Below are 12925 nucleotides of genomic sequence, written 5' to 3'. Positions count from 1 at the left end.
CTAAAAGTGCGCAATTGCTTACGTCACACCGGGCGCCGGTCCACTCGTTCAGCAAAAACTCGCGCGGAGTTAAAGCGGCCCCGTCGCGGCTGTACCCGGCCAAGCGCCTCTCAGCAACCTTCCTTCTACCCCTATCGCCGCAGCTAGAAGCGCTGACGGCGCCTTTTAGCGGCCGGGTCGCGGCGGCGGCTTGCCAACGGCAGGACCCCAAACGTTTCCCAACCGTTTACGTCGAGGCCGCGCAACCACCGAGCGGCAGAATGGGAGTTCCCCTAGCATCGCGCTATCCGCGCGGATGAACCGTTGGGGATGCCCGGCGGCCAGAAATGCCCCTCATCATGGGGAAAGGAGTGGCGTCGGTGACCACAAGCCACCACATTGTCGGCCTGGCCGCGCGCGCCTGACCCGCCTGACGCCCATTGTTGAGAGGAAGAGGATGTTCTTAATCCGCCTTGCGAACGGTGAAGAGGTCCAGGCGAGCGAAGGCGACGAGCTCGAAATCAACCAACAGACCGGCGTCCTCTCGGTTTCCCGCGTCGACGGCTTTGAGGAAATCACGACTCACTACTCGCCGATGGCCTGGTTGTCGGTAACGCATCGGAAAAAAGGAGTCGGGGTTAGGCCCTCGCTAATTTCGTCGACGCGCTGAGCTCGCATTGTGCGCACAGCAAATTAACAGTAATTTCACACCAAACTCACGCCGATTCTGAGTGCTTTTTAGCGCCCGTTTTGTCCGACCTACGACGCCGTGACCAGCGATTTCTCGTAAGTACCGCCCCTCTTTGAGTGCCCTGACACGCCGGAACTATTCGAGTGGCGGTTTGACAGTCGCAAGGATAAATTTTCCACGGTTGTCGGGATGTTCGTGGTTGCCCCGCTTGCGGACGGTGCTTCCCCTGATCACCGCGCAAAGAGACGGAGGCATCGATGCTCGTAGAGTTCTGGCACAACTTCACCCACAACCTGTTCAAGCCGCTCCTGCTGTTCTTTTACTTCGGGTTCCTGATCCCAATCCTGAAGGTGCGGTTCGAATTCCCTTACGTCATCTATCAGGGTCTGACCATGTACCTGCTGCTGGCCATCGGCTGGCACGGGGGCGAGGAGCTCGCCAAGGTCAGCGCCTCCAGTGTCGGGGTCATCGTGGGGTTCATGGTGCTGGGCTTCGCCCTGAACTGCGTGATCGGTGCCTTGGCTTACTTTGCGCTGGGTCGGCTGAAATCACTTCGAAAAGTCGACCGCGCGACAATCGCCGGATATTACGGCTCGGATTCGGCGGGAACTTTCGCCACCTGCGTGGCCGTCCTGACCGCCGTCAATATCGCTTTCAATGCGTACATGCCCGTGATGCTGGCGGTCATGGAGATTCCGGGCTGCCTGGTGGCCTTGTATTTCGTCGCCCGGCTGCGCCACCGGGGACTGGACTCCGCGGGGTACATGCCCGACGAGCCCGGCTACACCGCACCCGTGAAAGTCGCGGTCGGTCCGGGCACCGCCGCCCGGCCACCACACGGCCAGAGCCTGGAGAGCCAAGAGGCGGGCATCGAGCAGGAGCTGGAGCTCTCGATGGAGAAGCTTGAGCATCCGGACTGGGAACCCGCCCCGCCCGCGCCTCGGGGCAAGAAGGTGCCCATATTCTCCCGGGAACTCTTCCAGGAGGTCTTCCTCAACCCCGGACTGGTCCTGCTGATGGGCGGCATCATCATCGGTCTCGTCAGTGGTCTGCAGGGACAGAAGGTCGTCGCGGACGACGACAAATTCTTCGTGCTGGCCTTCCAGGGCGTCCTGTGTCTGTTCCTGCTCGAGATGGGGATGACCGCGTCACGCAAGCTGAAGGACCTGCGGGACGCCGGCTTCGGTTTCATCGTCTTCGGCCTGGTGGCGCCGAATGTGTTTGCGACACTGGGCATCGTCGTCGCCTGCACCTACGCGTCCCTGACCCACACTGACTTCAAGACGGGGACCTACGTTCTGTTTGCCGTCCTGTGCGGGGCGGCGTCCTACATCGCCGTGCCGGCGGTCCAACGCCTGGCGATTCCCGAAGCGAGCCCAACACTGCCGCTGGCTGCGTCACTGGGCCTGACTTTCTCATACAACGTCACCATCGGAATCCCGCTCTATATTGAGATCGCCCGCGTCTTCGAGCGTTTGTACGGGGTTTGACCGTCTGAGAATGCGGTCAGCTCAACAGGTTCCGCACAACCCCGTCGGCCAGTAACCGCCCGCGCGGGGTGAGTACGAGCCGGTCGCCGTCGGACATTAGCAAGCCGTCGTTCACAGCGCCGTCGGCCCGTTGACGTTCGTCGGCACTCAGCACGCTGAGCGGAAGCCCTTGCCGCAAGCGGGTTTTCAGCAGCACGTCTTCGGTATGCAATGCGCCGGCGTCGAGTTGCTCGAATCCGGCCACCGGTAGCCTGGCTTCGGCCAGCATCTCGGCATAGGTGTTTGGATGCTTGACATTCCACCAGCGCGTCGTCCCGACGTATCCGTGGGCGCCGGGCCCGGCGCCCCACCACTGGCCACCGTCCCAGTAGCCGAGGTTGTGCCGGCATTCACCGCCAGGGCGAGACCAGTTGGAGACTTCGTACCAAGTCATTCCGGCCTCGGACAGCCGCGCATCGACCAACTCGTAGCGATGCGCCAGGACGTCGTCGTCGGGGGCGGCCAGCTCCCCGCGGCGAACCCGCCGGCCCAGCGCGGTGCCTTCCTCGACGACCAGGGCATAGGCAGAGACATGGTCGACGCCGGTCTCGATCGCCGTGTCGACCGAACGCAGCAAATCCTCATCGGACTCCCCCGGCGTGCCGTAGATGAGGTCGAGGCTGACGTGTTCGAATCCCTCGGCGAGGGCCTCGCGCGCCGCGGCCGCCGACCGGTTCGGGGTGTGAATGCGATCCAGGACGCCCAACACCCGCGGTGACAGGGACTGCATGCCCAGCGACACTCGCGTGAAGCCGGCCGCCCGGGTGGCCGCGAAGAAGTCCGGCCATGCCGACTCCGGGTTTGCCTCGGTGGTGATCTCCGCGTCCGGCGCCAGGGAAAAGTGCTCGCGCACCATGTCCAGCAACGTGACCATGCGCGCAGGGCCCAGCAGCGAGGGAGTCCCGCCACCGACGAAAACCGTGTTCACGGTGGGAGCGTTCAGGCGCGCGGCGGCCAGTTCCAGCTCCGATCGCAGCGCCTCCAGCCAGGCGTCAGGGTTGACGCCACCGAGCTCGGCCGGGGTGTAGGTATTGAAATCGCAATAGCCGCAACGGGTTATGCAGAACGGCACGTGCAGGTAGATCCCGAACGGTCGTCCGGCAATCGCCTGCAATTCCGGCAGATCAGCCGTTTTCTCGTTTAGGGCCATGCCAAATGATCCCACGCCAGGCGACCGGCGCCGGAGCCGTCGGCTCGTGAAAGCGCGACGCAATCCCGGCGCGTACTCTCAGTTCTTTTTTAGGTTGACCATGCAGGAACACCCAGGCTCCGCTCGTAGTTTTAATCACCATGAGTCCAGATTTGACCTGCTTGCACGGCCCGTCTGCATCCATGGCACAATGGGCAGCGTGACTGTCGCCCAGCCCACCGATACTGCCCTCGTGGTGCGGCGACACATCGATCTCAAGCGCGTCTGCAGCTGTATCTGTCTGCCTTGATGACGTAGACCCAGCCCACCTGAATTTCCAGCTGGCCGACGGTTCTGCGGCGCCCCAGAATGTCGGCGTCTTGTGCTGTTCCCGCTGGAGATTTCCCCCAAAAGGAGACCTCCGATGACCACAGCCCGTCCCGCGAAAGCCCGTAACGAGGGCCAGTGGGCACTGGGGGATCGTGAGCCGCTCAACCCGAACGAAGAGATGAAGCAGGCCGGTGCCCCGCTGGACGTGCGGGAGCGTATCGAGAACATCTACGCCAAAAACGGCTTCGACAGCATCGACAAAAGCGACCTACGCGGACGTTTCCGCTGGTGGGGTTTGTACACCCAGCGTGAGCAGGGGTACGACGGCAGCTGGACCGGCGACGAGAACACCGACAAGATCGAAGCCAGGTACTTCATGATGCGGGTGCGCTGCGACGGCGGCGCGATTTCCGCCGCGGCACTGCGCACGCTCGGCGAGATCTCGACCGAGTTCGCACGCGACACCGCTGACATCTCCGATCGCGAGAACATCCAGTACCACTGGATCGAGGTCGAAAACGTCCCCGAGATCTGGCGCCGGCTCGACGCCGTCGGCCTGCAGACCGCCGAGGCCTGCGGAGACTGCCCCCGTGTGATCCTGGGCTCACCGCTGGCCGGCGAATCCCTCGACGAGGTGTTGGATCCGACCTGGGCAATCGACGAGATTGTGCGCCGCTACATCGGCAAACCCGACTTCGCCGACCTGCCGCGCAAGTACAAGACCGCCATCTCCGGTCTGCAGGATGTCGTGCACGAGGTCAACGACATCGCCTTCATCGGCGTCAACCACCCAGAGCACGGACCTGGCCTGGACCTTTGGGTCGGCGGCGGCCTGTCGACCAATCCGATGCTGGGCCAGCGGGTCGGCGCCTGGATTCCGCTGCAGGAGGTGCCTGAGGTCTGGGCGGCCGTGACCTCGGTGTTCCGTGACTACGGTTACCGCCGGCTGCGGGCCAAGGCGCGGTTGAAGTTCCTGGTCAAGGACTGGGGTATCGAAAAATTCCGTGAAGTCGTCGAACGGGAGTACCTCAAGCGTCCGCTGATCGACGGCCCCGCCCCCGAGCCGGTGATTCACCCGATCGATCACGTCGGTGTACAGAAGCTGAAGAACGGACTCAACGCCGTCGGGGCCGCGCCGATCGCAGGGCGGGTGTCGGGCACCATCCTGTCGGCGGTCGCGGAGCTGGCCGAGGGAGCCGGCTCGGACCGCATCCGGTTCACCCCGTATCAGAAGCTGGTCATCCTGGACATTCCGGACGACAAGGTCGACGAGGTGGTCGCCGGGCTCGATGCGTTGGGCCTGCAGTCACATCCGTCGTCGTGGCGCCGCAACCTGATGGCGTGCAGCGGAATTGAATTCTGCAAATTGTCCTTCGCCGAAACGCGGGTTCGAGCACAGAGTTTGGTGCCCGAGCTGGAGCGCCGACTGGCCGATATCAACGACGGACTCGACGTACCGATCACCGTCAACATCAATGGCTGTCCCAATTCATGTGCGCGAATTCAGGTCGCCGACATCGGGTTCAAGGGTCAGATGGTCGACGACGGGCACGGCGGTTCTGTCGAAGGTTTCCAAGTGCACCTGGGGGGAAGCCTGGGCCTGGACAGCGGATTTGGTCGAAAACTGCGCCAGCACAAGGTCACTAGCGACGAGCTGGGCGACTACATCGATCGAGTTGCGCGGAACTTTTTGAAATATCGGAACGCGGGTGAGCGTTTTGCGCAGTGGGCTATGAGAGCGGACGAGGACGATTTGCGATGAGTGAACGAACTACGAGACTTTCCGAAGACGAACTGCGTCAAGTGGCCGCGCGTGGGGCCGTTGAACTCGAGGGCGCCAGCGCCACCGACGTAATGCGTTGGACGGACGAGACATTCGGCGGCTTCAACGGGCCGCGCGGTTGGGCCACCTGTAACTACGTGGTGACATCGAGCATGCAGGAAGCTGTGCTGATCGATGTCGCAGCCAAGGTCCGCCCGGGTGTGCCGGTTGTCTTCCTGGACACCGGCTATCACTTCGTGGAGACCATCGGCACCCGAGATGCGATCGAATCCGTGTACGACATCCGGGTGCTCAACGTCACTCCCGAGCAGACCGTCGCCGAGCAGGACAAACTGCTGGGCAAGGATTTGTTTGCGTCTGATCCCGGCGAATGCTGCCGGTTGCGCAAGGTCGCTCCGCTGGGCCAAGCGTTGCGCGGGTACTCCGCGTGGGTGACCGGACTGCGCCGCGGTGAGACCGCAGCGCGCGCCAACGCCCCCGTGGTGGGGTTCGACGAGGGCTACAAGTTGGTGAAGATCAACCCGCTGGTCGAATGGTCCGACGACGATGTGCAGACCTACATCGACGACAACAACGTGCTTGTCAATCCGCTTATGTACGACGGTTATTCGTCGATCGGTTGCGCCCCCTGCACGGCCAAGCCGCTCGCGGGCGCAGATCCACGCAGCGGACGCTGGCAGGGGATGGCCAAAACCGAATGTGGGCTGCACGCTTCGTGATCGGACGTGCGGGAAACGGCGATTTCACCGTTCCCCGCATATCAAGCGGACGTCAGCGTGGTCTCGTCGTTTGCGCTCGCGGGCAGCGGCGGAACCCGGGTGGCCCGCACGTACACGGTGTCACCATCGCGTAGGGCCAGGGCCTCGGCGTCACCGCGGGTGATCTGGGCGGTGAACGTGCCTCCGGTGGCCGCGCTGGTCAACTCGACTCGCACTTCGAAACCCAGGGTCACCACGCGGTCGACGGTGGCGCGCACGACTCCGATCGACTCCGCAGTGCCGTCCCCGCCGGCGATCGCCATCTCGGGGTTGCGGCCCACCCGAATGTCGTGCGGACGAACCAAGGTGCCGTTCAGCGTGGAAACGGCCCCCAGGAACGACATCACGAATGCCGTAGCGGGGGCGTCATACACCTCGGTCGGGGATCCCACCTGTTCGATGCGGCCCTTGTTGAGCACGGCGATCCGATCGGCCACGTCCAGCGCCTCGGCCTGATCGTGGGTGACCAGCACGGTGGTGACATGCACCTCGTCGTGCAAGCGCCGCAACCACGCCCGGAGGTCTTCGCGAACCTTGGCGTCCAGCGCCCCGAACGGCTCGTCGAGCAGCAACACCTCCGGGTCGACGGCCAACGCGCGGGCCAACGCCATCCGCTGCCGTTGGCCACCCGACAGCTGGTTGGGGTAGCGAGTTTGAAACCCGCTCAGCCCCACTACTTCCAGCAGGTTGTCGACCTTTTCTTTGATCTCGGCTTTGGGCCGCTTACGAATCTTCGGTCCGTACGCCACGTTGTCGCGCACGTTCAAATGCTTGAACGCGGCGTAGTGCTGGAACACGAATCCGATGCCGCGGCGCTGCGGCGGCACCCTCGTCACGTCGCGACCGTTGATCGTGATCGTCCCGGTGTCGGGCTGATCGAGCCCGGCGATCGAACGCAGCAATGTCGACTTACCAGAACCGCTGGGGCCCAACAGTGCCGTGAGCGAACCCGAGGGCACGACGAAATCGACGTGATCCAACGCCACGAAGTCGCCGTAGCGCTTGTAGGCGTCCTGCACGACGATCGCGTGCTCGGTCTGGCCAGCCCCCGAGTCGGTCATGTCCAAGCCTCCTTCTCGGGCCTGTTGGCTCGCGCCCGGCGGATGTCGAGAACCACCTGGAAGATCAGGACCAACACGGAAACCGTCATCAGCAGTGTCGAGAGCGCGTAGGCGCCGTATTCGGCGCCGCGGTTGTAGCGATCCGAGACAAGCAACGTCAATGTCTGTGACTGCCCCGGCAAGTTGGACGAAACGATGATGACGGCGCCGTATTCGCCAAGGGTGCGTGCGACGGTCAGCACGATGCCGTAGGTCAAGCCCCATCTGATGGACGGCAGTGTGATCCGCCAAAACGTTTGCCACCAACCGGAACCCAGCGTCGCCGCCGCCTCCTCCTGATCGGTGCCCAACTCGTGCAGCACCGGTTCCACTTCGCGGACCACGAATGGCAGGGTGACGAAGATGCTGGCGAGCACGATGCCGGGCAGGCCGAAGATGATCTTGAACCCGAGGTCTTTCTCAACGAACCCGAGCGCGCCTCCGGCTCCCCATAACACGATCAACGCCACGCCCACGATGACGGGCGATACCGCGAACGGCAGATCGATGACCGCCTGCAGCACCCCTTTGCCGCGAAACCGGTTGCGCGCCAGCACCAATGCGGTCGGAATGCCGAAGACCACGTTGAGTGGTACCACGATGGCCACCACGAGCAGCGACAGATTCAGCGCCGAGATCGCCGCGGGAGTGCTGACCCAGTCGACGAACTGTCCGAAGCCGGGCTCAAAGGTTCGCCACAAGATGACCGCGACCGGAACGACCACCAACACAAAGACATAGGCCAACCCGACGTAGCGCAGCAGGTAGCGAACCAGCGGTGACATCGTCATGCGGAAAGTTCCTCGCGTTTGGCTGCGCGCGCTCCGACGATGCGCAGCACGAGGAGCACCAGAAACGAGATCGAGAGCAGCACAATCGATATGGCCGCGGCGCCGGTGCGGTCATCGTTCTCGATCAGGGTCCGGATCCACTGCGACGACACCTCGGTCTTGCCGGGCACCGCACCACCGATCAGCACCACCGAACCGAATTCGCCGATCGCGCGCGAAAATGCCAGTCCCGCTCCGGACAACAGCGCGGGCGTCAGCGACGGCAGCATCACCGAGGTGAAGATCTTCGGGGCGGTGGCGCCCAGTGAGGCCGCCGCCTCCTCGGTTTCTCTATCGATCTCCAGGAGTACCGGCTGAACCGCGCGCACCACGAACGGCAGCGTGACGAACGCAAGCGCCAGTGCGACACCGGCACCCGTGTGTTGCAGATGAAGGCCCACCGGGCTGTTGTTGCCGTACAGGGCCAGCATCACCAAACTGGCGACGATGGTGGGCAGCGCGAACGGCAGGTCGATGATCGCGTCGACCAGTCGCCTGCCGACGAAATCGTCGCGGACCAGCACCCAGGCGACCAGCAGGCCGAACACAACGTTGACGACGGTGACTCCGACGGCGATGGTCAGCGTCACCCGGAAGGACTCCAAGGCGGCATTCGACGTGACCGCCAGCCAGAACGCCTGCCAGCCGCCTCCCGCGGACTGCCAGGCGATGGCGGCCAGCGGCAGCAACACGATCACCGACAGCCACAGGGTTGCCGTCCCGACCCGAAGGAAGGTGGTGCCGGAGCGACCAACGCGTCGCCCGCGTCGCGGCGCCGGGTCAACGCCACCGGCCAGCTCGGGCCGGACGGCTTGCGGGTCCGGCGTGATCGCGGCGGTCATCCGGTGGCCCGCATGTAGATCTTGGTGATGCTGCCGGTGCTCTTGTCGAACAGTTCGGGATCCGTCGTCGTCCAGCCGCCGAGGTCGGCGATCGTCCACAGTTTCGCGGGCACCGGGTACTGGCTTCGGAAATCGGCGGCGACGGCCGGGTCCACCGGCCGGAAACCGGCCTGGGCCCACACCTTTTGCGCCGCGGCGGTGTACTGGAAATTCTTGAACGCGGTCGCGGCGTCCAGGTGTGGGCTGGTGCTCACCACCGCGAGCGGGTTTTCGATTTTGAACGACTGCTGCGGAATGACGTGCTCGACCGGCTTCCCCGCACGTTCGGTGGCGATCGCCTCGTTCTCGTAACTGATCAACACGTCCCCGCTGCCCTGAACGAAGACGTCGGTGGCTTCCCGTCCCGATCCGGGACGCAACTTGACGTGTTCGCTCACCATTTTCTTGATGAAGTCGACGCCCGCCTGAGTGTCTTTGCCGCCGCCGCTCTTGACGGCGTAGGGCGCCAGCAGATTCCACTTGGCCGAACCCGAACTCAGCGGACTGGGCGTGATCACTTCGACGCCGGGCCGCACCAGGTCATCCCAGTCCCTGATGTTCTTCGGATTGCCCGCGCGCACCACCAACACCACCACCGATCCGAACGGAATGCCCTTGGTGGCGTCGGCATTCCACTCCTTGGAGACTTTTCCGGCCTTGACGAGCCGGGTCACATCCGGTTCGACGGAGAAGTTCACGACGTCGGCGGGCTTGCCGTCCACGACGCCCCGCGACTGGTCACCCGAAGCGCCGTATGAGGTGATCACCTGCACGCTCTTGCCTTCTTCAGAGGCGTTGAACGCCGGGATCACCTTGCTCCACCCCGGTTCCGGGGCCGAGTAGGCGACCAGGGTGAGGTTCGTGTGTGCGTTGGTCGGCCCGCCCCCGCCGACGACATCGCTGGGGCCCCCGTGGCACCCTGCGACGACGGCAATGATCAGGGCGAGCACGATCGCCGGCCGCCGGCGTCGCGCGCCGGCGATGTCGTTGGGCATTGCGGCCTTCCAGTGCGGGGACTTGATGATCTGGTCCCGTTGCTGCGGAAGGGTGCCTGAAAAATCAGGTGAGTTCACGGATGCCACACCAGACCGCGCACGGGTTTGGGAGTCAGCGACAACAGTGCCCGAAGACAGGGCGTTCCGTGACGCCTGGTGTCTCGTGCATGGCGCGAAGCGTAACAGGAATCGATACGCGGACCACCGCACGTGTGGCCGCTGAGCAGGTAACCCGTGTGCCCTTGTGCGCTCAGTGTGTTAGGAGCCAGGTGACGATCACCAACACCACGAGCGCGACGAGAACCAGGGTCACGTGTGACCGAGGCATCCGCGTTACCCGGGCGTCTCGCCCGCATGGTGGGCGCGGCGCATGACCTTGGTGCCTTTGCCGAGCAGGCCGTCCAGCAACGCCGCCGTGACGTAGGCCACCGCGAGCACGACCGGCATCACGATCATGGCCTGCAGGACAAAGGCGAGCCCGGAAAGCCACAGCTCGTTGCCGTCCCACCAATTCAGGAAGGCGTTCATCCGGCCCACCCTATTCGGCCCGACATCGGAAGACCAATGCGTCGGGGTCAGCGGCCCGGTATTGGCGCCCCGGGTAAAAGTCACGGTGATGGAAAAGCGCACCGAATGTGCGGGGACTTTCGCGGCGGCACGGTGCGGGTCAGTGCCGAACGACTGCTCGACGAACTCGCTTCGGGGTCGCACTTCGGGCAGACTCCCTAATCCCGGCCACCGGCATCGGCCATCCAATGCGTCGCCGACGTCGTGTACCACCCCCCAACTGCCAAGTCAACGAGATGCGCGACCCCTGCCTGTGGCGATTCCATGGACGCCGGGCCGCTCAAGAGTTGAAAATGTCCAGATGGTCCTGCATGCCCAGCCCGACGACCAGCCCACCGAAGTCTTCGAGGAGACGGTCGCGCCGACCGATTTCTGCGGGCCAGGGCCGCTTGCTTCCACTGGAGCGCTGCGCAACCCGTTCCCGCCGATCGCCGATTACGCCTTCCTGTCGGACTGGGAAACGACCTGCCTAATCTCCCCGGCCGGATCGGTGGAATGGCTGTGTGTGCCGCGACCGGACTCCCCGAGTGTGTTCGGCGCGATCCTGGACCGCAGCGCGGGCCATTTCCGGCTCGGCCCCTACGGCGTCTCGGTGCCTTCGGCCCGCCGCTACCTTCCCGGCAGCCTCATCATGGAGACCACCTGGCAGACCCACACCGGCTGGCTGATCGTGCGCGACGCCCTGGTGATGGGACCGTGGCATGACATCGAGCGACGCTCGCGGACGCATCGCCGCACTCCGATGGATTGGGATGCCGAGCACATCCTGCTGCGCACGGTGCGCTGCGTCAGCGGGACGGTCGAGCTGATGATGAGCTGCGAGCCGGCGTTCGATTACCACCGCATCGGGGTGTGCTGGGAGTACTCGTCCAACGCGTACGGGGAGACGATCGCTCGTGCCGCCAAGGACCCCGACGACCATCCGCAGCTGCGCTTGACGACCAACCTGAACATCGGGCTGGAGGGCCGCGAGGCGCGGGCGCGTACCCGGATGAAGGAAGGCGACGACGTGTTCGTCGCCCTGAGCTGGACCAAGCACCCGGCGCCGCAGACCTACGAAGAAGCCAGCGAGAAGATGTGGCAAACCACCGAGTGCTGGCGGCAGTGGATCAACATCGGCAACTTCCCCGACCATCCGTGGCGGGCGTACCTGCAGCGCAGCGCGCTCACCCTGAAGGGTCTGACGTACTCCCCCACCGGTGCACTGCTGGCGGCCAGCACCACCTCGCTGCCGGAAACGCCGCGCGGCGAACGCAATTGGGATTATCGCTACGCCTGGGTGCGGGACTCCACGTTCGCACTGTGGGGGCTTTACACGCTCGGGCTGGATCGCGAGGCCGACGACTTCTTCGCGTTCATTGCCGACGTCTCCGGCGCCAACAGCGACGAACGCCATCCCCTGCAGGTGATGTACGGCGTCGGTGGCGAACGGAGTCTCGTCGAAGAGGAGCTGCACCATCTGTCCGGTTATGACCACGCCCGGCCGGTGCGCATCGGCAACGGTGCGTACAACCAGGACCAGCACGACATCTGGGGCTCGATCCTGGATTCCTTCTACCTGCACGCCAAGTCACGCGAGCAGGTTCCGGAAACGTTGTGGCCGGTGTTAAAGAAGCAAGTGGAAGAGGCGATCGCACACTGGCGCGAGCCGGATCGCGGCATCTGGGAGGTGCGCGGGGAGCCACAGCACTTCACGTCGTCGAAGGTGATGTGCTGGGTGGCGCTGGACCGTGGGTCCAAACTGGCCGAACGGCAGGGCGAGAAGAGCTACGCCCAGCAGTGGCGGGCGATAGCGGAGGAGATCAAAGCCGACATCCTCGAAAACGGGGTGGACTCCCGCGGGGTGTTCACCCAGCGGTACGGCAGCGACGCGCTGGACGCCTCGCTGCTACTCGTAGTGCTGACAAGGTTTCTGCCACCGGACGACCAGCGGGTGCACAATACGGTGCTGGCGATCGCCGACGAGCTCACCCAGGACGGCCTGGTGCTGCGCTACCGCGTCGAGGAGACCGACGACGGATTGTCCGGCGAGGAAGGCACTTTCACGATCTGCTCATTCTGGCTGGTTTCGGCGCTGGTCGAGATCGGGGAGGTAGCGCGCGCCAAGCGCTTGTGCGAGCGGCTATTGTCCTATGCCAGCCCGCTACACCTCTACGCCGAGGAGATCGAACCGCGCACCGGTCGGCAGCTGGGCAACTTTCCTCAGGCGTTCACCCACCTGGCGTTGATCAACGCGGTGGTGCACGTGATCCGCGCCGAGGAGGAAGCCGACGGCTCGGGGACGTTCCTGCCCGCCAACGCACCCATGTGACCGGTGCCGCCGTTATCGGCCGGGCGTCAACTCAGTGCCAGG

General features: G+C 64.3%; 11 protein-coding genes. 5 read left to right on the top strand and 6 right to left on the bottom strand.

Going from position 1 to position 12925, the window contains the following annotated elements:
- The first annotated feature begins 436 nt into the window (after positions 1-436).
- The gene (locus JOZ00_RS21310; RefSeq protein ID WP_293347605.1) at positions 437-649 is read left to right on the top strand and encodes a hypothetical protein; all 213 of its coding nucleotides are present in this window, start codon (positions 437-439) and stop codon (positions 647-649) included.
- A 278-nt stretch (positions 650-927) separates the two neighbouring features.
- Positions 928-2160, top strand: coding sequence for a sodium-dependent bicarbonate transport family permease (locus tag JOZ00_RS21305; RefSeq protein ID WP_293347602.1), 1233 nt, complete (start codon positions 928-930; stop codon positions 2158-2160).
- Positions 2161-2176: 16 nt separating this feature from the next.
- Here the strand turns inward: JOZ00_RS21305 and hemW are convergent, their stop codons facing one another.
- Positions 2177-3349 (bottom strand): radical SAM family heme chaperone HemW, encoded by a 1173-nt coding sequence (hemW, locus tag JOZ00_RS21300; protein ID WP_293347599.1) that lies wholly within the window; start codon positions 3347-3349, stop codon positions 2177-2179.
- A gap of 403 nt (positions 3350-3752) precedes the next feature.
- Between hemW and JOZ00_RS21295 the strand changes: the two genes are divergently transcribed.
- Together JOZ00_RS21295 and JOZ00_RS21290 are read left to right on the top strand one after the other, a co-directional pair.
- The gene (locus JOZ00_RS21295) at positions 3753-5420 is read left to right on the top strand and encodes a nitrite/sulfite reductase (RefSeq protein ID WP_293347596.1); all 1668 of its coding nucleotides are present in this window, start codon (positions 3753-3755) and stop codon (positions 5418-5420) included.
- Complete coding sequence (locus JOZ00_RS21290) at positions 5417-6160, top strand: phosphoadenylyl-sulfate reductase (protein WP_293347593.1); 744 nt, start codon at positions 5417-5419, stop codon at positions 6158-6160. The genes JOZ00_RS21295 and JOZ00_RS21290 overlap by 4 nt, the downstream gene beginning before the upstream one ends.
- A 41-nt stretch (positions 6161-6201) precedes the next feature.
- Here the strand turns inward: JOZ00_RS21290 and JOZ00_RS21285 are convergent, their stop codons facing one another.
- From JOZ00_RS21285 to JOZ00_RS21265, 5 genes are all read right to left on the bottom strand, one after another.
- On the bottom strand, positions 6202-7260 hold the full coding sequence (locus JOZ00_RS21285) for a TOBE-like domain-containing protein (RefSeq protein ID WP_293347590.1): 1059 nt from the start codon (positions 7258-7260) through the stop codon (positions 6202-6204).
- Positions 7257-8090 (bottom strand): sulfate ABC transporter permease subunit CysW, encoded by an 834-nt coding sequence (gene cysW / locus JOZ00_RS21280; protein ID WP_293347587.1) that lies wholly within the window; start codon positions 8088-8090, stop codon positions 7257-7259. Before cysW ends, JOZ00_RS21285 begins: the two co-directional genes overlap by 4 nt.
- The gene (cysT, locus tag JOZ00_RS21275) at positions 8087-8971 is read right to left on the bottom strand and encodes a sulfate ABC transporter permease subunit CysT (protein ID WP_293347584.1); all 885 of its coding nucleotides are present in this window, start codon (positions 8969-8971) and stop codon (positions 8087-8089) included. The genes cysW and cysT overlap by 4 nt, the downstream gene beginning before the upstream one ends.
- The gene (locus tag JOZ00_RS21270) at positions 8968-10005 is read right to left on the bottom strand and encodes a sulfate ABC transporter substrate-binding protein (RefSeq protein WP_293347611.1); all 1038 of its coding nucleotides are present in this window, start codon (positions 10003-10005) and stop codon (positions 8968-8970) included. The genes cysT and JOZ00_RS21270 overlap by 4 nt, the downstream gene beginning before the upstream one ends.
- A 333-nt stretch (positions 10006-10338) precedes the next feature.
- The gene (locus JOZ00_RS21265) at positions 10339-10533 is read right to left on the bottom strand and encodes a hypothetical protein (RefSeq protein ID WP_293347608.1); all 195 of its coding nucleotides are present in this window, start codon (positions 10531-10533) and stop codon (positions 10339-10341) included.
- A 340-nt stretch (positions 10534-10873) separates the two neighbouring features.
- Here JOZ00_RS21265 and JOZ00_RS21260 point away from each other — a divergent pair, with 340 nt between their 5' ends.
- Positions 10874-12883: a glycoside hydrolase family 15 protein gene (locus JOZ00_RS21260; RefSeq protein ID WP_293347581.1), complete on the top strand. Its 2010-nt coding sequence runs from the start codon at positions 10874-10876 to the stop codon at positions 12881-12883.
- Positions 12884-12925 lie beyond the last annotated feature (42 nt).

It is taken from the genome of Mycobacterium sp. (assembly GCF_019243155.1).
Classification (GTDB): Bacteria; Actinomycetota; Actinomycetes; order Mycobacteriales; family Mycobacteriaceae; genus Mycobacterium.
This window is presented reverse-complemented; position numbering and strand designations above follow the sequence as displayed.

Bases quoted from the DNA above. Each gene is read 5' to 3' on its own strand.
- JOZ00_RS21310 (WP_293347605.1), top strand. From the start codon at position 437: ATGTTCTTAATCCGCCTTGCGAACGGTGAAGAGGTCCAGGCGAGCGAA.
- JOZ00_RS21305 (WP_293347602.1), top strand. From the start codon at position 928: ATGCTCGTAGAGTTCTGGCACAACTTCACCCACAACCTGTTCAAGCCG.
- hemW (WP_293347599.1), bottom strand. From the start codon at position 3,349: ATGGCCCTAAACGAGAAAACGGCTGATCTGCCGGAATTGCAGGCGATT.
- JOZ00_RS21295 (WP_293347596.1), top strand. From the start codon at position 3,753: ATGACCACAGCCCGTCCCGCGAAAGCCCGTAACGAGGGCCAGTGGGCA.
- JOZ00_RS21290 (WP_293347593.1), top strand. From the start codon at position 5,417: ATGAGTGAACGAACTACGAGACTTTCCGAAGACGAACTGCGTCAAGTG.
- JOZ00_RS21285 (WP_293347590.1), bottom strand. From the start codon at position 7,260: ATGACCGACTCGGGGGCTGGCCAGACCGAGCACGCGATCGTCGTGCAG.
- cysW (WP_293347587.1), bottom strand. From the start codon at position 8,090: ATGACGATGTCACCGCTGGTTCGCTACCTGCTGCGCTACGTCGGGTTG.
- cysT (WP_293347584.1), bottom strand. From the start codon at position 8,971: ATGACCGCCGCGATCACGCCGGACCCGCAAGCCGTCCGGCCCGAGCTG.
- JOZ00_RS21270 (WP_293347611.1), bottom strand. From the start codon at position 10,005: ATGCCCAACGACATCGCCGGCGCGCGACGCCGGCGGCCGGCGATCGTG.
- JOZ00_RS21265 (WP_293347608.1), bottom strand. From the start codon at position 10,533: ATGAACGCCTTCCTGAATTGGTGGGACGGCAACGAGCTGTGGCTTTCC.
- JOZ00_RS21260 (WP_293347581.1), top strand. From the start codon at position 10,874: ATGGTCCTGCATGCCCAGCCCGACGACCAGCCCACCGAAGTCTTCGAG.